Origin of the sequence: Aedoeadaptatus ivorii (genome assembly GCF_900638585.1) — a bacterium.
Classification (GTDB): domain Bacteria; phylum Bacillota; class Clostridia; order Tissierellales; family Peptoniphilaceae; genus Aedoeadaptatus; species Aedoeadaptatus ivorii.
The window spans coordinates 1,120,828-1,147,500 of the sequence record NZ_LR134523.1 but is presented as its reverse complement, the minus strand read 5'-3'; the positions used below and the strand labels follow the sequence as shown (position 1 = coordinate 1,147,500).

Sequence of the window (26,673 nt, the reverse complement as noted above, 5' to 3'; positions counted from 1 at the left end):
AAACATTTTTATATTCCATATATGCATAGTCCATTTTTTCTTTACCTATAAAACCATTATTTTCTATATATTTTACTATAGCATCAGGAAAATCTGAGAAATCTTCCTTGGTAAAATATTCATTTTTCTTGTTTGTTTCAGTATCCAAAGCCTTAAAATCACTATTAAAATTATTTTTAAGTGGGGAATAGGATATGTTAGAATAAACTACTAAAATTCCAATTACTATAATTAAAACGCCTAAAAGTACCATAATTATATTTTTATTTCCCTTCATTTAAATCTTCTCCATATTTTGCAACCTTTTCCAGGCCATCATAAAATTTACCTACAAATTTACATGCTTCTACTAATTCTGATTGGGAGAAATTTTCAAAAAGTAAATTTAAGGTCATAAGATTTTTATCTTCCATTTTTTTTGAATAACTTTCAAATTTTTCAGTAGGAATTATGTTTATAGAATTGTTATCGCCTTTTACAAGTCTTATGAAATCTTTTTTTATTAGAGGATTTGCAAGTTTTCTCACATTTTGCCTAGAACAACCCATAAGCCTTCCTATTTCACTAAGGTTTTGAATCCCATCTGTTGCTGATGCGATTGCAAGCATTAGCCATTGTTTCATTGTAATATCTGTTTGAATTTTTTCGCATGCCGTTTGAAGCCTGTTTGCAATAATAAATATATTTGCAAATATGAATTGCTTATTTTTTATGTTTTCCATATCAGCTCTCCTATAGTAGTAACTAGTTACTACAATAGTATATTGATTTTATTATATTGTCAATACATAGATAGAGTCCATATAATTGTGTAAAAAAATAGGCCATTTGAAAACTCGCAAATGCTTAAATTGGAAAACACTTATGAAGTATATCATTCAACTGACTTGCACTTAATCTGACAATTCAAGCTTAATAAAACTTTACAAGTTTGAGTTCTCTTTTTCTATTTTACACATATATTATTAATAATAATAAATTTTCCAAGACTATAATATCTTTTATTATCGCAATAAGCTCTATATTATGAATAACTTCGTTTATATAATGTACTGATATTTTAAGAGAGTACATTGTTATATTCCTAGATAATGCACCAATTCTAAAACTTGTAAAATTAGATTATGTATCTATTATTAGTTCTAAATATTATTATGCTTCTAAGATAAATATAAAGGCTTTTAAACAAGAATTTAACCATGTATATGAAAATAAAAATAAAAATGATATAGAAAATATGACACGAAACCTATAGATAGGATAAAAAATCTATATTCTAAAAATACACCGATATAGAGTGACCCCAAAAAGTTGGATTTAATCGAGTGAGAATTTTGTTGACATATTAGATTTAAGAGTTTATTCTAATAATAGACCGATGGTCGGTTAGTATGGTGAGGATGGTTTAATGGATAATAAAAAAAGACGTGAGAGAATGGATTATTTCGATAGAAAGTCTGAGATATTAGATATGGCTAGGGCAATGTTTATTTCTATTGGATATGAAGATACTAGTATTAATGATCTAATAAAAAAACTTGGTATAGCTAAGGGGACTTTCTACCACTATTTCAAATCAAAAGAAGAACTGCTAAATCAGGTGATTAATGAAGTCAATAAGGAGATTGTAAAAAACATTAGTGAGGTTGCATCATCAGATAGATCACCAGATGAAAAGTTATTTATGGCTATATCAGCTCTTAAGGTAGAAAATCATAATATGATAACTAATCATATGCATAAGCCTGAAAATGCTCTGCTACATCAAAAGACTCTAAATGGAATTTTAAAAGATGTGACACCATATTTTGAAAAAATCATAGAAGAGGGCAACAGGTCTAATGTTTTTTCTTGTAAATACCCAAAAGAGAGCATGTACATATTTTTATGCTCTGCTATTAATCTATTAGATGATGGTGTTATTAATTTAAATAATGATGAAAAAAAATCCATATTCAAGGCACTTATAGAGCTTTTAGCTAGTATGTTAGGCATAGATGTTGATAAGATTCATAGTTTAATGATTAGGAAGGATTAAAATGAAAACATTTATTCTTTTATGGATAGGTGAAATGATAGCAAATATAGGAAGTGGCATGACAGCTTTTGCCCTATCGCTATATGTATATAATTTCACTGGTAAAGTATCTGATATTGCTATGTTAAATCTTATATCATTTTTGCCAGCTATATTGATAAACCCTATAGGTGGTATATTAGCAGATAGATATGATAGAAGGGTTTTAATGATTATGGGTGATGTATTATCTGGATTGTGCCTACTTTATATTTTATATATTATTAGAACCAGTGTTAATATGTCAGATACAATAGTTCCCATATTTATAGCTATCGGGGTTAGCTCTATATTTTTAGGCATATTGGAACCTGCATATAAATCGACCGTAACAGACCTTGTCTCATCTGATAACTATGGTAAGGCCAGTGGGCTTTTGCAGCTGGCGGCTAGTTCTAAATTATTGATATCGCCTGCTTTAGCTGGTATTATCCTAGCTAAATCTAACATAGATCTAATTCTTCTTATAGATATATCGACAGTATTATTTACTATTATTATACTTACAATAATCAGAAACTCTCTAAAAAATGATGAGAATATAACAGAAGAGGACATAGATAAAACCACAACTAAAAAGAATATAATAAAGGAATTAAGAGAGGGTCTTCAAATAATAAGGGGCAATAAAGGTGTTAGTAATTTGGTTTTTCTTATGTTTTTAGCTTGTTTTTTGATGGCTTTTATCCAAGTTCTAGTAAGACCAATGATATTAAATATTGCTAATGAGAAGATGCTTGGGATAGCTGAATCTATATGCGCTTTTGGGATTTTAGTAGGTAGTGGTTTTATAGGAATAAGAGGTATAAAGCTAAAGTATGCTAGATCTCTTGGAATAGCAGGGATAGTTTCTGGTATTTTTATATCTTTGGCTGGATTTTCTAGTTCACTAATATTTATTGTTATATTTATCTTTGTGTTTTTTATTACTCTACCATTTATCAATGCAAGTGCTGATGCGCTCGTAAGAAACTCTATTCCTAATAGACTCCAAGGTAGAGCCTGGGGTATTATTGGCTTTCTAACTCAGATAGGAATTGTGGCTGCCTTTCTAATATCAGGACCTCTTGTAGATAATGTTTTTGAACCTATGATGAGAGAGGACGGTATATTATCTAACACTTTTTTAAGAGTTTTAGGTGTAGGACCAGGTAAAGGTATAGGCTTACTTTTAATAATAGTTGGTATACTATTTTCTATAGTATTTTTGTTTACATTAAATAATAAAAATATAAGTCAAATGGAGGAAAAAGATGGAATATAGATTTTTAAAAAATGACCTAAAAAAGAATTTTAAAAATAATATCATAATAACATTGTTTATATCGCTTTCAGTAGCGGTTATTATATCTGTGTTTTTGACTTGTTTTAGTTTATTTAGCTCTATTTTTTCACTATATGAAGTAGCTAGGCCTCCTCATTTTTTACAGCTTCACAAGGGTGAAATAAATATAGATGAGATAAAAGAGTTTAATAAAAATATAGATTATGTAGAAGACTCTCAAGTTATAACTTTAATAAATGCCTATGGAAGTGATTTTAATGTAATTAAGAAAGATAAAAGCAAAGCTAATACAAGCCTTGAAAATTTTAAATTGGATATATCTATAGTTAAGCAAAGTGAAAAGTTTGATTATTTATTAGATAAGGATAAAAGTATACTAGAGCTAAAAGATGGAGAGATAGCTGTTCCTAGGATTCTTCTAGAAGATTATGACATAGAGATTGGAGATACATTAAGATATAAAACAGATGATGGATATAGAGAATATAAAGTATCTAATATTATGTATGACGCTCAGATGAATACGAGTATGGCGGGATCTGTGAGATTTTTATTATCTGATAGCGATTACAACGATATTTTAAAAAACTCTGAAGATACTGAGTATATGATAGAATCGATTTTTAAAGATCCTGACTATGCAAATAGATACCAAGTCAAGTATGAAGAATCTGGACTTCCTAAAAATGGTCAAGCAGTAACTTATAATCTAATAGTGACTATAAGTGCAATCACAGATATCTTAAATTCTCTGATGTTTTTAATAGCCGGTATTATATTTATGATCATATCATTAGTCTCACTAAGATATGTGATTATGATGGAGATAGAGGAAGATAGGCTTGTAATAGGTAATATGAAGGCTATGGGAATATCATATAGGGATATCAGAAATCTATACCTAAATAAGTTTAGCTTGCTCTCATTTGTGGGCGTAGTACTTGGATATATAATATCTAATATTTTCACACGATTTATGACTGGTAGAATTGAGAGGATATTTGGACATATCAATATAGGTCTTCTAGGATATATGATATCTATTGTTATAGCTTTGATAATGTATTTAATAATAACAACATTTGTTAAAGCTATACTAAAAAAGATAAAAAAATTATCGGTTATTGACATCGTGGTAAAAAATAAAGGTTTTAGTAAAAGTAGTGAGAAAAAAATAAAAAGACTACCCAATATGCCTATCGATATAGCAATGCCTATTCACAATTCAAAAAGTGGATATGGGATTATAATTTTGCTCGTATTTGCTAGCTCCTTAGCTATGATTTTTCCGACAAGTATGAGCAAGATATTCGATGGTGATGAGTTTTTATCATACATGGGCATAGAAAAAAATGAAGCTTTCATAGAGATATATGAAGCGTCAGGTCGTAAAGATAGTATCCATGAGATATCAAAAACTCTAGATGAATATAGTGATTATATAAGTTATAAAACTAGTGATATATATCGTCAAAAAATCACGAATGATAAATATGACAGCATATCTGCTCAGATAGAAGTCGGAAACAATATAGCGGATAACATAGAATATATAGAAGGTAGACATGTAGATAATGGAAAAAAAGAAATAGCAATATCTTATATGATAGCTGAAGAACTTGGGCTAAGTATAGGTGATGATATATCTATAAATGAAGCGGATAAAGATATAAGGCTAAAGATTGTTGGGATCTATCAGGATATCACTAGTGGTGGCAAGACTGCTAAGACTGCTTATAAATTCAATGGTTATGATTTTCAAAAATCTGTATTTTATATAGATGGTGACTATGAGAAAATAAGTGAAGATTTAAAAAGTAGTCTTAAAAACTTAGAAGTTCTAGACGATAATTATAAGATATATAAAAGTGATGAGATGGTTAAACAGATTTTTGGCCCTGTGGCTAGACAACTAAAAAAAGTATCTCTGATTGTATCAATTATCGCACTTTCGATTGTTTTTATAGTGGTGATATTATTTGAAAAACTTAGAGTTATAAAATATAGCGATTACTTTTTATCAAAAAAGCATATGGGTATAAAAACCAAAGAGATAATAAAAGAGGAGATATTAGCTAGTGTTTTCTCGGGATTAAAGGGATTTGTTATAGCTATTTTAGTTCTTCTGCTTACCATATCTTCTGTCATAAGTATAATATTTACGATTTTAAATTTAGGAATTTCAAAGATAAATGTAGAAGTAACTTTGGCTGATTTTAGATATGTGCTTATATTGTTTATTGTTATTATAATTTCAACTTATTTAGGAGCTAGAAATGTAAAAAATCTCAACATAAGAGGTGAAAACATATGATAGAGATAAAAAATATATATAAAAAATTTGGTGATAACCTGGTATTAGATAATATAAGTTTTAGTGTTGAGAATTCTGAGTTTGTAGCTATTATGGGTAGTTCTGGATCTGGTAAATCTACACTTTTATATTCTATAAGCGGAATGGATAAAGTAGATAGCGGTAGTATTATATTTGATTCTAGAGATTTAAATGACCTAAAAGATGAGGAACTAGAAGATATTAGACTATCTAAGATGGGCTTTGTTTTTCAGAAACCATACCTATTAAAAAATCTTTGTGTACTAGATAACATTATGTATCCAGCATTAAAACTAAAGAGAGAATCAAAAAAAGATATAGAAATGAAAGCTAATACATTATTAAGTAGTCTTGGCATAGAGGATATAAGATATATGAGTCCGAGCAATCTATCTGGTGGGCAGTATCAAAGAGTGGCAATAGCTAGAGCTTTAATTAACAGTCCTAAGATATTATTTGCAGATGAGCCTACAGGAGCATTAAACTCGAAAATGAGTAAAAGTGTAATGGAGATATTTAAGAATATAAATGAAGACAATACTATGATAATAATGGTAACTCATGATATGAATGCTGCTGCATATGCGAATAGAGTAATATTTTTAAAAGATGGAAAAATTATGATTGACACTAAAAACACTGATAATATATCAGAAAATATAAAGAAAATATCTAGTATTATGGAAAAATTAGAGGTTTGACCCTCAAAATCTAAAAACTGAATATTTTAATGTGGAAAGTAAAAATGAAAGACATCCATTTTATTTAGAAATTTGGAGGAAATAATGATAAAGACAATAGGAATTGTGAGTTTATCAAGTGGTGTTTTGGGGGAAAGTTTTGTTGAGCATGAAATAAAAAATGGAATAGATAGATTATACAAGCTAGGAGTCGAAATATAATTTTTACCTAATTCTTTGAAAGGTATAGACTTTTTAAAAAATAATCCAGAACTTAGGGTAGATGATTTGCTGATTGCTTTTGAAGATGACTCTATTGATATGATTTTATGTGCTATTGGTGGAGAAGATACCTATAGATTAGCTCCTTATTTATTTGAAAGAGATAGATTAAAAAATATTGTTAAACAAAAAGTTTTTTAGGTTTTTCTGACTCAACAATGAATCACTTCATGCTAAATAAGTTTGTTATAAAAACATTTTATGGTCAGGCATTTTTGCCAGATGTATGCGAACTATCTGATAATATGCTAGCTTATACAGAAAAATACTTTTTAGAACTTATAAAAACAGGGAAAATAAATGAGATCCACCCTAGTGAAGTGTGGTATGAAGAAAGGGAAGATTTTAGCGAGAAAGCTATAGGAGTAGAAATGAAAAGTCATCCTAATACCGGTTTTGAGCTATTAAGAGGAAATCCTATATTTAGTGGAAAAATTTTAGGCGGATGCATAGAATCAATATATGATATGTTCGATAATTCTAGATTTAACGATACAGTAGAAATTTGTAGCAAATATAATTTATTTCCAACCTTGAGCAATGGGAAAATAAGATTTTACTTATAGAATCAAGCGAAGAAAAATCAAAACCTGATTTATATAGGAAAATGATACTTGCTCTAAAAGACTACGGCTTGTTTGATGTATTAGCTGGAGTGTTAGTAGGAAAACCTCAAAATGAAATCTATTACGAGGAGTATAAATCTATTTTATTAGAAGAAATCACTAATAAAGATTTACCAATTTTATATAATATAAACATTGGACACTCAACACCAAGATGTATAATTCCTTTTGGGGTAGAAGCAGAAGTAAATGTAAGTAAACAAATGATACCCTTTAATTAATAAACAAAATTGAGCGGAGCTATAGGTTGATTTTCTTTACTTTAGAGTTACATAATAAATTACAAGATATTTACTGATTGACCTATTCCCACATACGAGGCTTTTGAAAAATATCAAATTTTAACTATATTGACCACTCAAGCCATGTTGAGAGTGTCGTTTTGATGTCAAGAGTTGCACCCAGTAAGTAAATAAAGAATTGAAAATAAAGGCTTATTCATAGGCTATCATTAAAAGGTAACGGTAACTTGGAATAAGCCCTCTTTTTTTCGATAAAAATAGACTAAGTGGGAACATATCCATAAGGTAGAGTTGACACTTGGGAATGGATAACAAGGAAAAATGCACCCACTTGCACCCACCTGAATAAGGGAGGGTTTAGAAGAAAGTATCTGTATAGAATGAGTAAGAATAAAAGAAGTAAGCTCAAATATTTTCGAGAAGAAATCCAGGAAAGAGACAGTAGAGTTATTCATTAAGGATATAGAAAAGTAGGAACTTATTACAGAATTTGATAAAAATATATGGCTTAGCATGGTGGAATATTTGACGGTTCATCATGATGGAAGGATTGAATTTACATTCCTTGAGGAGAATAAAGTGAAAATAGAAAGATAGAGCAGAGACACTTTGCTTTAGGGCGAGTTTTTTGCGATTTTATGGAAAGTGAGCTTGACATTTTTGTAGTAGGAATTATACTATATGTAAAGCTGGCTTTCCGTTTCAGGAGGAGATGTAATGTGAAAAATAGACTTGAAGAAATTAGGAAAGAAAAAGGAATAACACAAGAAGAACTTGCTAATGCTCTTGAAGTATCAAGGCAGACAGTTGGTTCTTTAGAGAATGGAAGATATAATCCATCTATAATTTTGGCATTTAAAATTGCTAAGTTCTTTAATTTATCAATTGAAGAAGTATTTATTTACGAGGAGGAGATATAAAATGAAGAAATACAAGTATTGGATATTAGCTTCTTGTGGAGCGTTGTCATTGATTATCGGAATATATTTGGAAAGAAATTATTCTGAGACAGAAAGTGTTTTAAAATCATTACCATATATTCTGGTGGGTATAGGATGTGGTTTATTTGGACATGGTGTTGGAGAAATAATAAAAGTAAATACATTAAAAAATCGCAGAAACATATAAACAGTTAGAAATAGAAAAAACGATGAGAGAAACAGTACTATTTCGAATATAGCAAAATCAAAGGCGTATGATACTTTTATTTATATTTTTGGAGCAGTATTGCTCTATTTAGCAATAGCTGTTTCAGATATATTTACTATTATTGTGGTAGTGATTTCATATCTTTGTGTTGTAGGAATAAATGTCTATTATCATATCAAATAAAAAAAGAGATGTAGAAATTAAATTTAAGCCTTGACCTGTCCACTAGGGACTGAGCTATCCTTTAATCAAGGAGGTGTTAAACCATGCTAAGAAATAAAATTCAAGCGAAAACAGGTTTGACTAGAAAAGCAATCGAGTATTATGAAGAAAAAGGTTTGATTCAGCCGTTGAAATTAGAAAATGGCTATCGAGATTATCGTAATGAAGATTTAGTTACGCTAAACAAAATCGCATTATTTAGAAAAGTGGGTCTAAGAATATCTGAGATAGAAGAATGTTTATCGTCCAATGGTAACTCACTTTCTTCTATGCTTAGAAAAAAAGAACATCAGTTAGATATTGAACAAAAAAGAAAAGAAGTTATTGAACTGATGGTGAAGAAAGAATGTCAAACTGTAATCGATGATAAAATCGCCTTGATCGAAGCAGAGGAGAGCATTTATGAAAAGTTAGCAAATGCCTTTCCTGGCTATTTTGGACAGCTAATATTTTCTTCTTATCAATCATTTTTGAATGAAACATTGAATGTAGAAGGAAAAGCTTCATATGAAGACTTTGTAGCCTATTTAGATAATTTACCTTCATTTACACTTAGTAAAGAAGAACAAGAGTATATTGAAGTTGTTAGCTCTGCTTATAACATGAAAGTTTTAAAAGAAGTGAATACATCAAAAATTGAAGCTATAGAGAATTCTGAACAATGGTTAGAAGAAAATAAGGATATGGTAGCTTTATATCAAGATTATAAAAATAGTGATGAATATCAAAGTAGCCCAATGAAAAACATTCAAGATAAACTGCAAAGATATATGGAAGATAATAAATACTATGAAATAGCTATTCCGCTGATAAGAAAGTTTAGCAAGAGCTATGATGAGTATTATCAAAAGTTACTTATAGCAAATGATAAATATTTAGAACTCAATAAATAAACTACAAGACACCAGAGATTGGTGTCTTTTTTCAGTTTGACGGGCATGTCATATGTCTAAGGTGGAAGTCCAACGGAGCGTAGTTATCGACGAATCCAATAGCAACTTGCAAGTATCACGCCGTGAGGCATGGGAGAGAGGAAGCAATAGAAAAATCGTGGCCTGACGAACAGGAACAGAATACAAGGCGAGTTAGGTGGATAAGTTGGCTGGAGACAACAAAGTCCAAAAGATAACCGTAATCCTAAAACGTAAATTCTGCAGGTAAACGAGGAAAGATATATGACTTAACCCGTGAGGTCTCATAGACGAAACAGTAGTAACAACGAACTATGAGAAGTCAGCAGATGTCATAGTAGTAAAAGTTTTTTACGAAGGACAGAACAATTAGAGAGCATAAAGCAAAATGTATGTAGCTTAGAATATCTGACAGGCACAGATGAAAACGTAAAATGAGTTCAAGGCCAGTAGCACAAGATGAATCTAAGCAAGCGGAAAGGAGCAAGTGCACATTATGGAAACACTACTAGATAAAATACTTGACCGACAAAATATGTATCAAGCCTTAAAAAGAGTATACTCAAATAAAGGTACAAGTGGAATCGATGGAATAACCATAGACCAAATAGATGGATACATTAGAGAAAACTGGCCAAGGATAAAAGAAGAACTACAAACAAGAAAATACAAACCACAACCAGTATTAAGAGTAGAAATACCAAAACCGAATGGTGGAGTAAGATAACTAGGAATACCAACTGTGATGGATAGAATAATCCAACAGGCAATAGTACAAGTCCTAACACCAATCATAGACCAGAAATTTTCAGAATATAGTTATGGGTTCAGACCAAGAAGAAACTGTGAAATGGCCATAGTGAAACTACTAGAATACTTTAATAATGGTTATGATTGGATTCTAGATATAGACTTGGAAAAGTTTTTCGACAGAGTACCACAAGACAAATTAATGAGCCTAGTTCATGAACATATCAACGACCCCGAAACAGAATCATTGATAAGAAAATCCCTCCAAGCAGGAATCATGAATAAAGGGCAATACGAACCATCAAAAGAAGGTACAGCTCAAGGAGGAAATCTCTAACCACTTTTAAGCAACATCATGCTCAATGAACTAGACAAAGAACTAGAACAAAGAGGATTAAATTTTGTAAGATATGCAGATGATTGTATCATTACAGTTAAAAGCAAATCAGAAGCAAATAGAGTGATGTATTCAGTAACAAACTGGATAGAAAGAAAACTAGGTTTAAAAGTAAATACAGAGAAAAGCCAAATAACAAAACCAAGTAAATTAAAATATCTAGGATTTGGATTCTGGCATGACTTTAAAACCTCAACATGGAGACCAAGGCCACACCAAGACTCAGTAAAGAAATTTAAATCAAAGTTAAAAGAACTGACAACTAGAAGATGGTCAATAGACTTTACGACAAGGTTAAATAATTTAAACCAAATCATAAGAGGATGGATAAACTACTTCTTAATAGGTGACATGAAAACAAACTTAACAAAAATAGATGAGCACTTAAGAACACGACTAAGAATGATAATCTGGAAAATGTGGAAAGTAGCATCAAAAAGACAATGGGGAGTACAAAAACTAGGTGTGAACAAAGACCTAACAAGACTAACCTCATATGTAGGAAACAGGTACTACTTTGTAGTAACAAAAACTTGTGTAGTCAGATCAATCTCAAAAGAAATACTGACCAGACGAGGTCTAGTCAGTTGCTTAGATTATTATACAGAAAGACGTAATGTTAGATTTAATTGAACCGCCGTATACCGAACGGTACGTACGGTGGTGTGAGAGGGCATTTAATTATGCCCTACTCGATCGCCCAGAATTAAGAAGGAAAGATTAAAGCAACTAAAAAATCGAGAAAAGAAGATATTAATACAAGACATAGAAAAAGAAAGAAACAAAGAACACATAGACTTATAAAAAGAGGAGCAATCTTAAAAAGTCTTATAGAAAATGCAGTAGAACTAACAGAAGGAGAGATAAAAGTCCTACTAGAAGAAGCAACAAAGACAAAGGAATTCTAAAAAACACTTAGCATAATGAGAAAAAATTAAGAAATAAACGTAACGGAGTAACCACGATTGCGCCAAGCTTAGAAATAAAAAACATATTTCATCAACGTTTCATAAAAGGTGTGTAGAATGTTATTGAAAGTAGCTATGAAATGCTATTGTGTAAAAAATAAAGGAGGAATAATTTATGAAAAAAATAGTATCAAGAGGAGCATGCCTATTACTTGCATTATGTTTGAGCTTGAGCGCAGTTGGCTGTCAAAAAAGTAATGAAAACAATAAAATTAAAGAAGGGCAATCTATAAGTTCTGAAGAGGCGGGCATGTCAATTAACCCAGATGGCAAAAATGAAACTTTTAAACCGTCAGATTACACATTGGAAGCAAAGGAAGAATATGTTTATGAATATTTAGGGCTTAAATTCAAACTCTCAGACAAAGTTAAAAAGTATATGACAGATAAAAAGATAGGAATGTTAGATGATCAAAGTCCTATAGATAAAGAACTAAAGTATGCTATTTTGACATTTGAAAAAATGACGGAAGAGCAAAAAAATGCAGTTATAGAAAAAATGGGCGATGGTTATGAAAAATGGAAGAATGGACTTGAAAGAATTGGGACTATTGGTATGTTTGAAAAAAATATGTCAGAAGAAAAAATATCTGAAATTACAAAATGTGATACTCATACTAAAATAGGAGTTTCAAGAGATGGAGCTTACGATTACTATTTAAGCACAAATAGCAAAGCTGAAAGCAGTCTTGTGGAAGAATTTAAAAACACAGAGAGTGAAATTATAGATAAAAAAGAACGTCCAGAAAATGGTTTTGTGCTTTCAGAAAAAACTGATTTAGAAAATACAGAAGCATTTAGCAAAGATTCCGTTAAAGACTTGCGTAATCTATCAACAAAGGATATAAATGGCAAGAATTTTTCAAGCAAGGATTTTGAGAAGTATGATCTTACTATGGTGAACGTATTTGCCACTTGGTGCACAGCTTGTGTAAAGGAAATTCCTGATTTGGTTGAGGTTCAGAATGAAATGAAAAGCAAGGGTGTCAATATTGTTGGAGTTGTAACAGATACTGTTGATGATAAGGGTGAAAACAAGGAAGCTATTGAAAAGTCAAAGTTAATATTTGAAAAGACAAAGGCTTCATATCCTTTCTTGATGCCAGACAAGACAAACTTTAATGGTAGATTGAATGGTATACAGGCTATGCCAGAGACTTTCTTTGTTGATAAGAATGGAAACATTGTAGGTGATACTTATTCAGGGGCAAAGAGTGCAAAGGAATGGAAGCAGGTAATTGAAAAAGAATTAGCAAAAATAAATAATAAGTAAATGTAAAGTGGTGAATGGGATATGGTTAATAAGTTTTTAAAAAGCCGTGCCTTCTCGGTAGTAATGGTCTTTATTAGTATGGCTATGATTTACTATGGCTATACGAATGGAGAGGCTAAAGTTGTCTTGGAAAAGGCGATAAGAATTTGTATGGAGTGTGTTGGAATTGGATAGAATTAAAAAATTTATGAAGGGTAGTAAAAAAAAAGATAAATATAAAATAAGAGATCGTTTTAGACATCAATTTCAAGCCCTTTGGTTTTTAGTTACTAATTCTTATTTTGAAGGGTTTAAGACAGGTAAAATCTATGGTGGGGACCTGAAGAAAGTTTGTGTTCCGGGTATGAATTGTTATTCCTGCCCGGGGGCAAAGGGTTCTTGTCCTATAGGATCCCTACAGGCAGTGATTGGAAATTCGAACTATAAGTTCAGTTATTATATAGTTGGCTTTATCTTCTTGATAGGTGCACTCATGGGTAGATTTGTCTGCGGTTGGCTATGTCCATTTGGTTTGATTCAAGATTTATTACACAAAATTCCCTTTTCAAAAAAAATTGAGACATTTAAGTTTGATAAGCATTTGAGAAAATTGAAATATATAATATTGATTATCTTCGTTATAATACTTCCTCTATTTTTAGTGGATATTTTAGGGCAAGGGTCTCCATATTTTTGTAAGCTTATTTGTCCAGTTGGTATGCTTGAGGGAGGCTTACCCCTTGTATTATTGAATAAAAGTATGAGAGGAGCCATAGGTTTTTTATACTATTGGAAGGGAGCAATTTTAATACTTACTTTATTAGTTTCAATAGTAATATATAGACCTTTCTGTAAGTATATCTGTCCTCTGGGGGCTATTTATTCGGTTTTTAATCCGATTTCAGTATTCAGGTATAAACTAGACGAAGAAAAGTGCATTAGTTGTGGTAGGTGTAAAAAAGTTTGCCAAATGAATGTAGACCCAGTTGAAAACTCTAATCACCTTGAGTGTATTAGATGTGGACGATGTAAAAATGCTTGTCCAATGGATGCAATTAGTTATGGAGTAAGAAAATAGAGAGGAGTAGTTAGGAAAGTGATAAAAAACGCGATAGCATATATTACAAGAAAGAGAAATAGAACTTTAATAATTTTTATCATATTAACTATAGTTCTTTCTTGCTTGTATTCTTGTTTAACAATAATGAAATCAAGCAATGAAATAGAAAGGGCTTTATATGAAAGTTCTAATTCTTCAATATCAATAACAAAAAAAGATGGCAATTATTTTAATATCAATCAATTTAAAGATATTGAAAAATTAAAAGAAATTGAAGAAAAAATAATTCAATATGATGGATTAGCAAAACTAAAAGATGCTAAAGTAGTTAGCGGAGAACAAAGAATAAATAGAGAAGATTTATCTGACGAATTTAAGAATGTTGTTTCACTCGAAGCTACTAATAATACTAAAAGAAACATTTTATTCAGTAGCGGAGTATTTATAATAAGTGAAGGTAAAAATATAGAAGAAAATGATAGAAATTCAATTATTATTCATGAAGAATTTGCTAAACAAAACAATCTAAAATTAGGGGATGAAGTTGATCTTGAATTACTAGATATGGAAAAAAATGGAAAAATAAAAAGTCATAAATTTAAAATTATAGGAATTTTTTCTGGTAAAAAACAGGAAACATATACAGGGTTGTCTTCTGATTTTAGCGAAAACATGGTCTTTGCAGATTATTCAACAAGCCAAGAGATATTAAATAAATCAGAAAATAATAAAATTGCAAATAAAATTTTAATGTATTCTGGTAGTTTGGAATCTACAGACTTAGCCTTAAAAAAAATTAAAGATCTTAAAATTGATGAATCAAGGTATTCCGTTGAAAAAGATAATAATGCGTTTGAAGAGTCTCTGGAGTCAGTGAGTGGAATAAAACATATAATAAAAATAATGACTTATTCTATTATGTTAGGTGGTATGGTTGTTCTTTCGTTAATCTTGATTCTATGGTTAAGAGAAAGAATTTATGAAATAGGTATATTTTTATCTATTGGAATAACTAAAGTACAAATTATAATGCAGTTTATATTTGAGTTAATATTCATATCTATACCAAGTATAATATCCTCCTTATTTTTAGGAAATCTACTACTAAAAGTAATTGTAGAAGGATTCATTAACTCAGATAACTCAATGATTTTTGGTGGAAGTTTAATAAATAAAAGCACTTTTATGCTAAATATAACAACACTTGCAGAAAGTTATTTAATATTAATAAGCATTATTGTCTTATCAATTGTAATTGCTTCCTCATTAATATTAATAAAAAAACCAAAAAAAATATTATCAAAAATAAGTTAGGAGAAAATAATGAGTATATTAGAAATAAAGAATGTAACTTACAGTTATGCAAATTCTAGAGAAAAAGTTTTGTCAGGAGTAAATCAAAAATTTGAACTTGGAAAGTTTTATTCGATAGTAGGAAAGTCAGGAACAGGAAAATCTACACTTCTTTCCTTACTTGCAGGACTTGATAAACCTCAAACAGGAAAAATATTGTTTAAGAATGAAGATATACAAAAGAAAGGATATAGTAATCATAGAAAAAATAATATATCTTTAGTATTTCAAAATTATAATTTGATAGATTATTTATCGCCTATTGAAAATATTAGATTAGTAAATAAATCAGTAGATGAGAGCATCTTGTTTGAATTAGGCTTAGATAATAAACAAATAAAAAGAAATGTTATGAAATTATCTGGTGGACAGCAACAAAGAGTAGCTATTGCTAGAGCATTGGTATCAGATGCTCCAATAATACTAGCTGATGAGCCTACTGGTAATCTAGACAGTGTTACTGCTGGAGAAATAATTAATATATTAAAGACATTAGCTAAAGATAGAAATAAATGTGTAATAGTTGTAACACATAGTAAGGAAGTAGCAGATTCTGCGGATATCATTTTAGAACTAAGTGGTAAAAAGTTGAAAAAAGTAAATAAAATGAATTTGGAGGTTGAATAATGATAAAAAATGCATTTGCTTATGTAACTAGAAAAAGCTTAAAATCATTAATTATTATATTAGTTATTTTATCTATGTCAACTTTAAGTCTCATTAGTTTATCTATTAAAGATGCTACGGACAGAGCTTCAAAAGAAACATTTGCTAATATAACAAATAGTTTTTCTATGGAGATAAATAGACAAGTAAATCCAGGAACACCTAGAGGTGGGGGAAATATAAAAGGTGAAGATATAAAAAAGATATCTGAAACAGATAGTATCGACTCTTATGTAAAAAGAATCAATAGTGTTGCAGATTTAGTGGATCATGATATTATTGAAACTCAAGAAACACTAGCAAATCAATCTCCTGAAAGAGCTAAAAACTTCAAAAGAACGGTTATGTTAACAGGGGTTAATGATTCATCAAAGGAAACAAAGTTTGTATCCGAAGCATATAAATTAATAGAAGGAAAACATTTAGAAAATAAAGACCAAAATAAAATTTTAATGCATAAAGATTTAGCGAAAAAAAACAACCTAAAAGTTGGGGATAAAATAAAAATAAAATCAAATTTATTTGATGCCGATAATGAAAAAGGTGCTGATGAAACGGTAGAAGTCGAGATTAAAGGGCTTTTTGATGGACACAATAGTGGTGGCGTAAGTGCAGCACAAGAACTATACGAAAATACATTAATCACTGATGTTCATACAGCTGCTAAAGTTTATGGTAATACAGAAGATACTGCCGTATACCAAGATGCAACATTCTTTGTAAAAGGTGATAAGAATCTTGATAGCGTAATAAAAGATCTTGGGAAATTAGATATAAATTGGAGAGAATATAATTTGATTAAAAGTTCATCAAATTATCCTGCGCTGCAACAATCTATATCAGGTATCTACTCAATTTCAAGTAAATTATTTATTGGCTCATTAATATTTGCAGGAGTTGTAGTTTCATTATTATTATTCTTATGGATGAATGCTAGAAAGAAAGAAATAGCAGTATTACTATCATTAGGTATATCAAAATTAGAAATTTTTGGTCAATTTCTAATTGAGATGGCATTTATATCAATCCCCGCATTCGTTGCTTCTTATTTCTTAGCTCAATATACAGCTGATAAGCTTGGGAATAATATATTGAATAAGGTTACTGGTGATATAGCTAAACAAATAGCTAGACAATCTGCATCTAGCCAATTAGGTGGTGGGGCAGAAGCCGAAGGATTTAACAAGACATTATCAAGTTTAGATATAAATGTATTACCTAAATTCATAATTTATGTAGTTATATTTATGAGTTTAGTACTTCTTATATCATTGATTATTTCTTCATTCAATATATTAAGAAGGAATCCAAAAGAATTATTAACTGACAATAATTAAAATTTTGGTGCTTTTTAGCACCAAAAATTTTTTGGATTGTGCACTTTAGTGTGTTGAGTGAACGAAAGTGAGCGAAACAGTAAACCACCTGCTATGCAGGTGGAGGACGAAAGCTTTAGCTTCAAGCACCAAAAACCTCCTTGATGTATAATTGTGATAATCACATGCACAATTAAAACAAGGAGGATACATTGGATAAGAATAGTTTATCACATACCAAATATCGATGTAAATATCATATTTTATTTTCGCCAAAATATAAGGCAAGTAATTTACAGACAGTTTAAGGTGGATATAGGAAGTATATTAAGAGAGTTACGCACACGAAAAGGAATAAATATAATAGAAGCAGAACTATGTCCTGATCATGTTCATATGTTGTTAGAAATACCGCCCAAATGCAGTGTATCAGAAATAATGGGATATTTGAAAGGGAAAAGTTCCTTAATAATATTAGATAGACATGCAAACCTAAAATACAAGTATGGAAATAGACATTTTTGATGTCGATGGTACTGTATAGATACAGTTGGCGCAATGAGAAGAAAATCAAAGAATATATACAGAATCAATTAAGAGAAGACTATTATTCGGATCAAATAAGTATAAAGGAATATAATACCCGTTTACGGGTGAGCCGGTAAATAAAAACAAATAATAAACTGCTTTAGCAGTAGTTGGGATAGTGGTGCATGTGACGGAATACTCGGATCCCCAATAGGGGCATGCCGGTATTCGTGGTTTATAGGCGCAGTGCAAACTACCAGCTAAGCTGGTAGTTTTGATTTAAAAAATCAAATAATATGCTGTATAATATAAGTGTATAGGGTTAAGTGGAGGTATATATGAAAATATTAACTGTTGAAGATGATAATATGATAAGAGAGGGAATAAGTGAATATCTTTCAGAATTTGGATATACTGTTATTCAAGCTAAAGATGGAAGAGAAGCCTTGTCAAAATTTAATAGTGATATAAATTTGGTTATCTTAGACATTCAGATACCTTTTATAAATGGTTTAGAAGTGTTGAAAGAAATTAGAAAGAAAAGCAATTTACCAATTCTAATCTTGACTGCATTTAGTGATGAAGAATATAAAATTGATGCATTCACTAATTTAGTAGACGGATATGTAGAAAAGCCATTTTCATTGCCAGTCTTAAAGGCTAGAATAGATTCTTTAATTAAGAAGAATTATGGACATTTAGAGAAGTTTGAATATAAGGATCTATTGGTTAATTTTAATAGATATACAGCTAAAATAAATGGTGAAGAAATAGATGTAAATGCAAAAGAACTAGAAGTATTAAAATGTTTATTGGATAATTATGGACAAGTGTTAACAAGAATGCAAATTATTGATTATGTATGGAAAGATAGCGAAGAAACTCCTTATGATCGAGTAATAGATGTATATATAAAAGAACTTAGAAAAAAATTACAGCTAGACTGTATAACTACTATAAGAAATGTAGGATATAAATTGGAGAGAAAATGAAAAAATTAAAGATATTTCCAAAAATGTTCATACAAATATTTTCTGTTCTTGGAATAATAATTATATTAGTTCATTCATTAGTTTTTTTTATCTTTCCTAAAACATATTTGGAGACGAGAAAAGAAAAGATTCATAGTATGGCAAATGAAATTTCTAGTAATATGAATGGAAAAGAAATAAGATATATAGAACAAACTTTGGAACTTTATTCTAAGAGTAGTGAAATAAAAGCATTTATAAAAGAAAAAAATAATAAGAATGAAATACAAATTAAAGATAATATAAATGTTAATTTAGAAAGTGATAGTAATTCTTTGATAATTGAAGAAAGAGAAATAAAGCTTAATGATGGTAAAAAAACAAATCTACAATTTGTTTCTACAGCTGATATGCAAAAAGATGCGAAAGATTTAAGCCTTAAATTTTTACCATATTCTTTATTAATATCAATTTTATTTTCTGCTATTATTTCTTTAATTTATGCAAAATCAATAAAAAACAATATACAAGAAATAAAAATTGTTACTGATAAAATGATGAAACTTGATAAAAAAACTCGTTTAAAAATTAGCTCTAATGATGAAGTTGGAGAATTAAAACAACAAATTAATGATTTGTATTCTACTTTATTAAGAACAATTGACGATTTGAAATTTAAAAATAAAGAAATTTTAAAATTAGAGAAGTTAAAATATGACTTTTTTAAAGGTGCATCCCATGAACTTAAAACTCCTCTTGCTAGTCTTAAAATAATATTGGAAAACATGAAATACAATATTGGAAAATATAAAGAAAGAGATATTTATATTAATGAATGCATTGAAATTGTTGATAGTTTAACAAAAAATATTCATCAAATATTATCAGTTCATTCTATAGAAGATTTGAATAATGATGAAGAATATTTGAAAATAAATGATACATTAGAAGACATATTAAAAAAGTATGAAATATTAGCAAATCAAAAGAAAATAACTGTCAATAATTATATATTAGATGAGAATGTTTATATAGGAAAACCAGCTTTAAAAATTATTCTATCTAATTTGATTAGTAATGCGGTAAAATATACTGATGTAAATGGGGTAATTAATATTGGGATAGTTAATGATTGGTTATATATAGAGAATTTATATGGTAACAATAAAATTCCGAATATGGATAAAATATTTGATGTTAAATTTGATTTAAATAAGGAAAATAGTAATGGTTTAGGTTTATACATTGTAAGTAATATTCTGAATAATTACAACATAGAATATAAAGTATTGAAAGATGAAGAGTTTTTTACATTTAAAATTAAAATATTTCCTTAGCGAATTAGAATTTCCGATAATTTGTTTAATTAAGTTTCTAGCCTTTTCTTTGACATAGAATTTTCCCAGTTTACTTTTATATTATCAGCAGGAAATTTCACAATTCCTAAAAAAGCTTATTTTAAAAATATTGAGACTTTGGAGTAAAATCTGTAACCTTATTTTTTTACAGTATAATTCGTACAAATTTAAATTTCTCAGGTTGGCAAATCAATAAAGAACATGGAATTAGTATTAACTAGAATCTCAGGAGCCGTTGTTTTATTATCAATACACATATCAAATAAAACAGGAAAAACAGAGTATTTATGGACAATATGGTGTATGCTTTCCTTATAGGTTGTAGAAAAAGGTATCACACTACAAAAAAGAAATAGAGGCAATTCTCAGTTTGTCGAGTTGATACTTTTAACGATAGTTTCTACCTATTGTTAAAGGGTTCGTAGATATGTTATTACAAACAAACAGGATGACCTGAGATACTTAATGTTCACTGGTTTCATGTGGAAGCCCTGACACTACTTAGAAGGAGATAATTTACTATCCTCCTTCTAAGTAGATGTTGGTCTTATGCCAAGAGTTCCCAAGAGAAACGACGAGCGGGAGTTTCGATTGGTTAGAACTCGACGGCTGAGACGTTGGTCTTGATGTCGAGGAATAGAAAGATTTAAAGGTTACAATTAATAGCTTTTTGTATTTTGGACTTGATAATAAAATGAGCAAATAAAGTGAGCCATGTCAAAACAAATAAAAACAGACATCAAAATTACAGTGACCCCATAAAGTTGAACCTAGAAAACCAACTTTATGGGGTCACTGTATAGGCGCTAGCTATTTTTTCGGATTCCGAGTACAAACAAAAATATTGTTACTATAAAATACAAAGAGTACAAGAAACCAGTATATTTATTACTCCATGGAAATGACATTTCTGGGTGATTAATTGCTACAATAATAAAAATAATAGCGAGTATGAGTAGAATTTTTGCGCATATTAAATATCGATTAAATGGTTTCATTTTCATCTCCTTTCTAACAATCTATTTTATTCATCCTATCATTTCAAACCGTACAGAATAAGTAGTAAACAACGAATATAAAAAAGAGTATGGCAGATGGAAAGAGTGAAGAGTGACCCCATAAAGTTGGACCAAATCGAGTAAGTAGATTTTACTTACTCGATTTGGTTTTACATATTTTACGATGCCGGCTTCTTGTTTTCTCGATATTGTCTCAGACTTAGCTCCCCTAACTTTTCCTTGATTCTATTCTCGTTGCAGTAAACGATGAAATTCTTGATTGCCAGAACCAACTCGCTACGACTTGTATAGACATAGCCGTCATAGATCTCGCGTTTCAGAATGCTAAAGAAGTTTTCCATGGGCGCATTGTCGTAGCAGTTCCCTTTGCAAGACATGCTTTGGAATATATGATGTTTCTCTAGCATGGCTTGATAGGTTTTCATCTGGTACCCCCAACCTTGATCGGAATGAAAGGTCCGCCGATAGGGGCAATTCTCTGATTGCCGAATGGCTTCTTCGAGGCCTCTCAGCATGCTTACTCCATTTGGTCGATCCGAGGGGGTGTAGCTGATGATTTCCAATTTCTTTTGCCAGTACATAAACGTAGACTTTGGAAAACGCACCGCGGCCAGGATCTTTGTTAGCGGGAATTGTTCTCGGAGTTTGGCGACGATCCTCGCCTTTTGCGCATTGCTTCTTCCCTCTCCAAACTCCTTAGCTGTTCCCAGAACATTTTTTGAATGGTCAACCGACGATTTTCTGCTTCTAGCTCTTGGATCCGATTCTCCAATTCTTCTCGCGTAGCTGTGTCCATTGCTTCCGGTTTGGAAGACGGGGATGGTTGATCCGGATTTTTCTTATCTTTCATGGGTTTACCTCGCTTTTTAGGGCGCAGACCATCGATGCCTTGCTCTCGATATTGTCTCCGCCAATTCGCAATGAGGCTGGGATTCGTGAGGCCGAGCAAGAGAGCAAGTTCTTGATAGCTGCTTTCACTCATTTCGTAGCGTGTAATGGCTTCTAATTTAAATTCTACACTGTACGAACGCTGATTTCTAGACCGTACCAACCCTTCATCACCAAAATGTTGGAAATTCTTGACCCACTTACAAATTATGCAATTATCTATGCCGTACTTGTTTTCGAGCTGCGAATAGCTTGTTTTTCCGCTTAGATATTCATCCACAATCCTACGTTTCAATTCATAACTGTATTTTGCCATAAAAAGACCCCCAATAGTTGGTTTCATAGGTCCAACTTTTGGGGGTCAGTGCACAAACCTGGTTTGGTGCGGATCCAAATTATCCGTTGGAATAAAATGAGGTGATTTGTTGAGTCTGGGATTCGGGGCCTCCTGTAAATTAATTGCGAAAGATGAAGATTGGTATCTTTATGCCTATACTTCTTATAATATAAATTTAGAAAATTATAAAAGCGCTCTGGATACTTGCGACGGAATAATTATGTTACACAGAGAGTATTTTCCGGCACCGGAGATTGTGAGAAAAAGGAAAAAGAAGCCAAATGGCAAAAAAGTTTGGATAGAAAAGAAAAAATATCGATGGCCGGATAGCGACCGATTATGGCGTGAGAATAAAATACGAATTGAGAATTCCAGCCATTGTTGGAAACTAAACGAGGATGGAATCGATGTATTTGCATTCATGCTCATATATGCATTACAGTCCGAATACCGGGAAAAGGGAGAGATACCCGTGAAATTCGGCATCTTTAGCTAGCTTGTCCACAATAACGATTCTTCAAATTTTGGCTTTTGAAGGTAAAAGATGCTGAGAAATGGAGGAATATTTAATGTTCGATCCAGGATTAAAAATAGGACAGATAATAAAGAATTCGGATATTATAGAAATATTCAAATGCGGAAATATGGGAGGTATGCGGCGTTCGAAAAAACGAATACGCTTGTTATCGTATCCGATTATACAAAAGGACTTTATTTCGATAAAAGGATCGATGGAGTTTTCCACTATACTGGCATGGGTAAATCAGGGGATCAAGATATCTATTGGGCACAAAATGCTACATTGGCTGAGTCCGATTTTAACGGAATTGATGTTCATCTTTTTGAGGTTATCGATGCCGGCGAATATATATACTGTGGCAGGATAGAGCTTGTGGAGAAACCATACATAGACGTACAGCCAGGAGAAGATGGGAACGACCGTAGAGTATGGATATTCCCAATAAAGCCAGTGCCGGATAATGATGTAAAGAAACCCCAGATGTTTGTATTTAATAATATGGAGGATTACAAAAATCGTGGGAAGAATGTGGATGCTCAATATAAAAAGAAGTTAAGGGCTGGAAAGCAAAAGAGGACAAAGAAGCCAAGGTATGCTGCTCCGATTATTCCAAAACCAGAACCAAAAGAAAAAATAACAATACCAGCAAATATTGTTGGGAAACAGGTAAGTCATAAGATGTTTGGTTTTGGCGAGATTACAGCCATCGAAGGTAATTCTATTATTGTTCAATTTAATAATCTTGGCGTAAAAAAGTTGGGATATGAATTTTGTATGAAGAAGAAATTGCTGGAGTTCATCTAATAAAAATATGGAATGGCTAAAGTTGTTTACATAGCAAGAGCTCATAATAGCTATAAAAATAATGAGAATTTATGATAGCAAAGATTTAAAATGGGAGAACACCCAGCAAGATAAATTTAGTATTTATTAGATTCTCGAAATCAGTTCATTTATATATCTTTTTAGCGTAATAAGATTACTAAATTATTAGAAGGTTACTCGGTAGAGAGAAAATATCTCGATATATTTCCTCATTACAAAAAAGGAGCATTTGTTGAGGAGTATGAGAACGCATTAGTATTGAATAATATGTTAACTGAATTTAGAAATAAACAAAAGTAGACTTATTTCTAGATACAATCCTGTTCTAAAATCTCAATTGTAGTCTAAATTGACCTTATAAAGCGGGGGATTGGCGCATATAACGAAGAAGAAATATACATAATATAAGTAAAATTCATTGATCACGCTATCGCACAGGGACAGGAAGCAAATGCATATTTTTGGCGACTATATGTTCACAGGATGATACAATATTCTTATATTACGATCGAATGTCTAGCGATGAGAACGACAATGGAGAGAATGCAAAATGAGCGAAAATATAGTGATGACCGATTTTGTAGATGATGTACCCGTCGATATAACGAGAGAGGCGAACTTTATTTGGTCCATAGCCAATAAGCTGCGGGCCGCCTATATGCCCGATAAATACGGCGACGTAATTATCCCCATGACGATTATTCGAAGATTTGAGTGCGTTTTGGAACCGACCAAAGAGAAGGTCATCAAAACGTACGAGAAAAATAAAGACTACCCGGTACGGGCCATGTATAGGATCTCCAAAAAGGAATTCTATAACACCTCCAGATATAGTCTAAAAGAATTGTGCAACGATCCGGATCACATCGCCTCGAACTTTAAGGCGTATTTGGATGGGTTTTCTGCCAATGTGCGAGAAATTTTAAATCAGTTAAATATAGATTCTCATATCGATAAAATGGCGAAGGAAAACTGTCTTTTTAATGTGGTAAAGGCTTTTTCGGAACTGGATCTTTCGTACGAAAACTTTGATTCCATTAAGATGGGATACATATTTGAAAATCTAATAGGCAGATTCTATCAAAATGTGGATGCCGGGCAGTTTTATACGGGTCGTGACATTATAAAGATGATGGTTTCCGTGTTGACGGCAGAAGGCTCGGACGATGTGTTCGACGAAGGTAAAGTCATTACCATACTGGATCAGGCGTGCGGAACGGGCGGTATGCTCTCTACGGCGTATAGCCATTTGAAAGGCTTGAACGCATCCGCAGATATACGATTGTTCGGACAGGAAATGATGGGGCAGTCCTATGCGGTGGGTCTTGCCGAAATGCTGATTAAAGACCAAAACGCAGAAAACTTCCGCCATGCAGATACCTTAAAAGAAGATTGCTTTAAAGATACCACCATGCGATTTGTCTTAGAAAATCCGCCCTTTGGGACCCCTTGGAAAGGATCCAACGCCAAGTCCGGGCAGGAACAAGCGGTCAACGACGAGCATGAAAAAGAGCATTCCAGATGGAAGGCGGGTCTTCCTGCGGGAGGAGATTCGCAACTTATCTTTATGCAGTCCGCCGTCGATAAGCTGGACGATGCGTTAGGAAGGGCGGCCATCATCACAAACGGTTCTCCGTTATTTAACGGGGGCGTTTCGTCCGGCGAAAGTCAAATTCGAAGATGGCTTTTGGAAGAGGATTTGATAGAAGCCATTATCGCCATGCCGACCGATCTGTTTTACAATACCGGCATTGCGACCTATGTCTGGATTCTTTCGAAAAACAAAAGGGAAGAACGACAAGGCAAAATTCAACTCATCGACGCCAGAGAGATCTACCACACCCTTAGAAAATCTCTGGGAAACAAGAGGCGAGAATTTACCAAAGAAGATAGAAGAAAGATTACAGAGCTGTATGCGAATTTCGAAGAAAATGAACTGTCTCAAATTCACGAAAATACAGAGTTCATCTACAAAGAATATACGGTGATGCAACCCCTGCAAAGGTCTTACGCAATCAACGCGGAAAGAATCGAAAATCTCGAAATTTCCAATGCCCTCAATAGCTTTTATGATCCGGCAAAACACCAAGAATTATTAGAGAAAGAAGAACTCGGCGAGAAACTCAAAAAGACAGAAAAGACGAATTTAAAAAAATACGAAAAAAATAAGAGAGATTATGAGGAGATATTCTTGCAACTGGAAAAGAACATCTCGGATAAAAAATATCTGTCAAAAGACGAATTTGAACCGGTCTTACAAGGGGTTTTATCGAACATCGATCTGCCGAAAAACATCTTTACCAAAGTGATGGATGCGCTTTCTGTCATGGACAAAGAAGCCATCATAGAAACCGATAAAAAAGGCGAAATCATTTACGACAAAGACACCAAGAATACGGAAATCGTAAATGTACGAGAAGATATTGAGGAGTATATGGAAAGAGAAGTGCTTCCGCACGTGCCGGACGCCAAGGCCTTTTTTGAAGAGGATATGACTCTCAAAAGCCCGAGAATCAAAACAGGCGCCGAAATTCCCTTTACCAGATACTTCTACCAATACGAAGCCCCCAGACCGTCGGAAGAACTGAAACAAGAGTTTCTAGAACTGGAAAAGGCCGTGCGCCAAAAAATCAAAGAGCTGTTTGCGGAGGAATAA

At 31.8% G+C, this 26,673-nt stretch carries 24 protein-coding genes and 4 pseudogenes (1 of these 28 only partly in view); 24 read left to right on the top strand and 4 right to left on the bottom strand.

Translation table 11 applies throughout. From position 1 onward, the window contains the following. Positions 1 to 277, bottom strand: the start of a protein-coding gene (locus tag EL294_RS05745; RefSeq protein ID WP_126465722.1) for a DUF6544 family protein. Its footprint begins 581 nt before the window's first position; the window shows 277 of its 858 coding nt (coding positions 1-277); it begins with the start codon at positions 275 to 277; its stop codon lies off the left edge, out of view. Beyond that, positions 264 to 722, bottom strand: a complete 459-nt coding sequence (locus tag EL294_RS05740) for a helix-turn-helix domain-containing protein (protein ID WP_126465721.1) — start codon at positions 720 to 722, stop codon at positions 264 to 266. The genes EL294_RS05745 and EL294_RS05740 overlap by 14 nt, the downstream gene beginning before the upstream one ends. A gap of 686 nt (positions 723 to 1,408) precedes the next feature. Here EL294_RS05740 and EL294_RS05735 point away from each other — a divergent pair. The 21 genes and pseudogenes from EL294_RS05735 (at position 1,409) to EL294_RS05640 (ending at position 20,407) form a co-directional block, all read left to right on the top strand. Beyond that, positions 1,409 to 2,038 (top strand): TetR/AcrR family transcriptional regulator, encoded by a 630-nt coding sequence (locus EL294_RS05735; protein WP_126465720.1) that lies wholly within the window; start codon positions 1,409 to 1,411, stop codon positions 2,036 to 2,038. Between the two features lies 1 nt (position 2,039). Next, positions 2,040 to 3,341 (top strand): MFS transporter, encoded by a 1,302-nt coding sequence (locus EL294_RS05730; RefSeq protein WP_126465719.1) that lies wholly within the window; start codon positions 2,040 to 2,042, stop codon positions 3,339 to 3,341. Further along, positions 3,331 to 5,676, top strand: a complete 2,346-nt coding sequence (locus EL294_RS05725; protein ID WP_126465718.1) for an ABC transporter permease — start codon at positions 3,331 to 3,333, stop codon at positions 5,674 to 5,676. The genes EL294_RS05730 and EL294_RS05725 overlap by 11 nt, the downstream gene beginning before the upstream one ends. After that, the gene (locus tag EL294_RS05720; protein ID WP_126465717.1) at positions 5,673 to 6,398 is read left to right on the top strand and encodes an ABC transporter ATP-binding protein; all 726 of its coding nucleotides are present in this window, start codon (positions 5,673 to 5,675) and stop codon (positions 6,396 to 6,398) included. Before EL294_RS05725 ends, EL294_RS05720 begins: the two co-directional genes overlap by 4 nt. An 84-nt stretch (positions 6,399 to 6,482) precedes the next feature. Beyond that, a pseudogene (locus tag EL294_RS08150) lies at positions 6,483 to 7,506 on the top strand (S66 family peptidase). A gap of 740 nt (positions 7,507 to 8,246) precedes the next feature. Beyond that, positions 8,247 to 8,447 carry a helix-turn-helix transcriptional regulator gene (locus EL294_RS05705; protein WP_126465716.1) on the top strand — a complete coding sequence of 67 codons (201 nt, stop codon included), beginning with the start codon at positions 8,247 to 8,249 and terminating at the stop codon, positions 8,445 to 8,447. A 1-nt stretch (position 8,448) separates the two neighbouring features. After that, on the top strand, positions 8,449 to 8,655 hold the full coding sequence (locus EL294_RS05700; protein WP_126465715.1) for a hypothetical protein: 207 nt from the start codon (positions 8,449 to 8,451) through the stop codon (positions 8,653 to 8,655). A 287-nt stretch (positions 8,656 to 8,942) separates the two neighbouring features. Next, on the top strand, positions 8,943 to 9,791 hold the full coding sequence (locus tag EL294_RS05695; RefSeq protein ID WP_126465714.1) for a MerR family transcriptional regulator: 849 nt from the start codon (positions 8,943 to 8,945) through the stop codon (positions 9,789 to 9,791). 514 nt (positions 9,792 to 10,305) lie between these two features. Further along, complete coding sequence (locus EL294_RS08040; RefSeq protein WP_232006460.1) at positions 10,306 to 10,536, top strand: hypothetical protein; 231 nt, start codon at positions 10,306 to 10,308, stop codon at positions 10,534 to 10,536. 15 nt (positions 10,537 to 10,551) lie between these two features. After that, positions 10,552 to 11,115: pseudogene (locus EL294_RS08035) on the top strand (reverse transcriptase domain-containing protein); the annotation flags it as partial. Then, positions 11,089 to 11,589: a group II intron maturase-specific domain-containing protein gene (locus EL294_RS08030; RefSeq protein ID WP_269471192.1), complete on the top strand. Its 501-nt coding sequence runs from the start codon at positions 11,089 to 11,091 to the stop codon at positions 11,587 to 11,589. The pseudogene EL294_RS08035 and the gene EL294_RS08030, both read left to right, overlap by 27 nt. Positions 11,590 to 11,661: 72 nt before the next feature. After that, positions 11,662 to 11,864 (top strand): annotated as a pseudogene (locus EL294_RS05685) (hypothetical protein). A gap of 175 nt (positions 11,865 to 12,039) precedes the next feature. Continuing rightward, a complete protein-coding gene (locus tag EL294_RS05680; RefSeq protein ID WP_126465713.1) occupies positions 12,040 to 13,197 on the top strand; it encodes a TlpA family protein disulfide reductase in 1,158 nt (385 codons plus the stop codon). Between the two features lie 21 nt (positions 13,198 to 13,218). After that, a complete protein-coding gene (locus EL294_RS08120; protein ID WP_126465712.1) occupies positions 13,219 to 13,371 on the top strand; it encodes a CD1871A family CXXC motif-containing protein in 153 nt (50 codons plus the stop codon). Further along, positions 13,364 to 14,254 (top strand): 4Fe-4S binding protein, encoded by an 891-nt coding sequence (locus EL294_RS05670; protein WP_126465711.1) that lies wholly within the window; start codon positions 13,364 to 13,366, stop codon positions 14,252 to 14,254. The genes EL294_RS08120 and EL294_RS05670 overlap by 8 nt, the downstream gene beginning before the upstream one ends. Positions 14,255 to 14,272: 18 nt before the next feature. Then, complete coding sequence (locus tag EL294_RS05665; RefSeq protein WP_126465710.1) at positions 14,273 to 15,550, top strand: ABC transporter permease; 1,278 nt, start codon at positions 14,273 to 14,275, stop codon at positions 15,548 to 15,550. Between the two features lie 9 nt (positions 15,551 to 15,559). Next, positions 15,560 to 16,216, top strand: coding sequence for an ABC transporter ATP-binding protein (locus EL294_RS05660; protein WP_126465709.1), 657 nt, complete (start codon positions 15,560 to 15,562; stop codon positions 16,214 to 16,216). Then, positions 16,216 to 17,592, top strand: a complete 1,377-nt coding sequence (locus EL294_RS05655; RefSeq protein ID WP_126465708.1) for an ABC transporter permease — start codon at positions 16,216 to 16,218, stop codon at positions 17,590 to 17,592. The genes EL294_RS05660 and EL294_RS05655 overlap by 1 nt, the downstream gene beginning before the upstream one ends. A 191-nt stretch (positions 17,593 to 17,783) precedes the next feature. Beyond that, positions 17,784 to 18,250 (top strand): annotated as a pseudogene (gene tnpA, locus EL294_RS05650) (IS200/IS605 family transposase). Between the two features lie 187 nt (positions 18,251 to 18,437). Next, positions 18,438 to 19,091 carry a response regulator transcription factor gene (locus EL294_RS05645; protein ID WP_126465707.1) on the top strand — a complete coding sequence of 218 codons (654 nt, stop codon included), beginning with the start codon at positions 18,438 to 18,440 and terminating at the stop codon, positions 19,089 to 19,091. Next, entirely contained in the window at positions 19,088 to 20,407 is a 1,320-nt protein-coding gene (locus tag EL294_RS05640) for a sensor histidine kinase (protein WP_126465706.1), read from the top strand. The genes EL294_RS05645 and EL294_RS05640 overlap by 4 nt, the downstream gene beginning before the upstream one ends. A 1,198-nt stretch (positions 20,408 to 21,605) precedes the next feature. Here the strand turns inward: EL294_RS05640 and EL294_RS08220 are convergent. Both EL294_RS08220 and EL294_RS08215 read right to left on the bottom strand, forming a co-directional pair. Then, the gene (locus tag EL294_RS08220) at positions 21,606 to 22,028 is read right to left on the bottom strand and encodes a DDE-type integrase/transposase/recombinase (protein WP_126465704.1); all 423 of its coding nucleotides are present in this window, start codon (positions 22,026 to 22,028) and stop codon (positions 21,606 to 21,608) included. A 41-nt stretch (positions 22,029 to 22,069) separates the two neighbouring features. Beyond that, positions 22,070 to 22,651 carry a helix-turn-helix domain-containing protein gene (locus EL294_RS08215; protein ID WP_164715241.1) on the bottom strand — a complete coding sequence of 194 codons (582 nt, stop codon included), beginning with the start codon at positions 22,649 to 22,651 and terminating at the stop codon, positions 22,070 to 22,072. A gap of 106 nt (positions 22,652 to 22,757) precedes the next feature. Here EL294_RS08215 and EL294_RS05620 point away from each other — a divergent pair, with 106 nt between their 5' ends. From EL294_RS05620 to EL294_RS05610, 3 genes are all read left to right on the top strand, one after another. Further along, positions 22,758 to 23,168: a hypothetical protein gene (locus EL294_RS05620; protein WP_126465702.1), complete on the top strand. Its 411-nt coding sequence runs from the start codon at positions 22,758 to 22,760 to the stop codon at positions 23,166 to 23,168. A 48-nt stretch (positions 23,169 to 23,216) separates the two neighbouring features. Next, positions 23,217 to 23,996, top strand: a complete 780-nt coding sequence (locus EL294_RS08025; RefSeq protein ID WP_232006459.1) for an SRA domain-containing endonuclease — start codon at positions 23,217 to 23,219, stop codon at positions 23,994 to 23,996. 571 nt (positions 23,997 to 24,567) lie between these two features. Further along, entirely contained in the window at positions 24,568 to 26,673 is a 2,106-nt protein-coding gene (locus tag EL294_RS05610) for an N-6 DNA methylase (RefSeq protein WP_126465701.1), read from the top strand.

Coding starts and splice junctions, on each gene's coding strand:
- EL294_RS05740 (WP_126465721.1), bottom strand. CDS start 722: ATGGAAAACATAAAAAATAAGCAATTCATATTTGCAAATATATTTATT.
- EL294_RS05735 (WP_126465720.1), top strand. CDS start 1,409: ATGGATAATAAAAAAAGACGTGAGAGAATGGATTATTTCGATAGAAAG.
- EL294_RS05730 (WP_126465719.1), top strand. CDS start 2,040: ATGAAAACATTTATTCTTTTATGGATAGGTGAAATGATAGCAAATATA.
- EL294_RS05725 (WP_126465718.1), top strand. CDS start 3,331: ATGGAATATAGATTTTTAAAAAATGACCTAAAAAAGAATTTTAAAAAT.
- EL294_RS05720 (WP_126465717.1), top strand. CDS start 5,673: ATGATAGAGATAAAAAATATATATAAAAAATTTGGTGATAACCTGGTA.
- EL294_RS05700 (WP_126465715.1), top strand. CDS start 8,449: ATGAAGAAATACAAGTATTGGATATTAGCTTCTTGTGGAGCGTTGTCA.
- EL294_RS05695 (WP_126465714.1), top strand. CDS start 8,943: ATGCTAAGAAATAAAATTCAAGCGAAAACAGGTTTGACTAGAAAAGCA.
- EL294_RS08040 (WP_232006460.1), top strand. CDS start 10,306: ATGGAAACACTACTAGATAAAATACTTGACCGACAAAATATGTATCAA.
- EL294_RS05680 (WP_126465713.1), top strand. CDS start 12,040: ATGAAAAAAATAGTATCAAGAGGAGCATGCCTATTACTTGCATTATGT.
- EL294_RS08120 (WP_126465712.1), top strand. CDS start 13,219: ATGGTTAATAAGTTTTTAAAAAGCCGTGCCTTCTCGGTAGTAATGGTC.
- EL294_RS05660 (WP_126465709.1), top strand. CDS start 15,560: ATGAGTATATTAGAAATAAAGAATGTAACTTACAGTTATGCAAATTCT.
- EL294_RS05655 (WP_126465708.1), top strand. CDS start 16,216: ATGATAAAAAATGCATTTGCTTATGTAACTAGAAAAAGCTTAAAATCA.
- EL294_RS05645 (WP_126465707.1), top strand. CDS start 18,438: ATGAAAATATTAACTGTTGAAGATGATAATATGATAAGAGAGGGAATA.
- EL294_RS05640 (WP_126465706.1), top strand. CDS start 19,088: ATGAAAAAATTAAAGATATTTCCAAAAATGTTCATACAAATATTTTCT.
- EL294_RS08220 (WP_126465704.1), bottom strand. CDS start 22,028: ATGTACTGGCAAAAGAAATTGGAAATCATCAGCTACACCCCCTCGGAT.
- EL294_RS08215 (WP_164715241.1), bottom strand. CDS start 22,651: ATGGCAAAATACAGTTATGAATTGAAACGTAGGATTGTGGATGAATAT.
- EL294_RS08025 (WP_232006459.1), top strand. CDS start 23,217: ATGCTGAGAAATGGAGGAATATTTAATGTTCGATCCAGGATTAAAAAT.
- EL294_RS05610 (WP_126465701.1), top strand. CDS start 24,568: ATGAGCGAAAATATAGTGATGACCGATTTTGTAGATGATGTACCCGTC.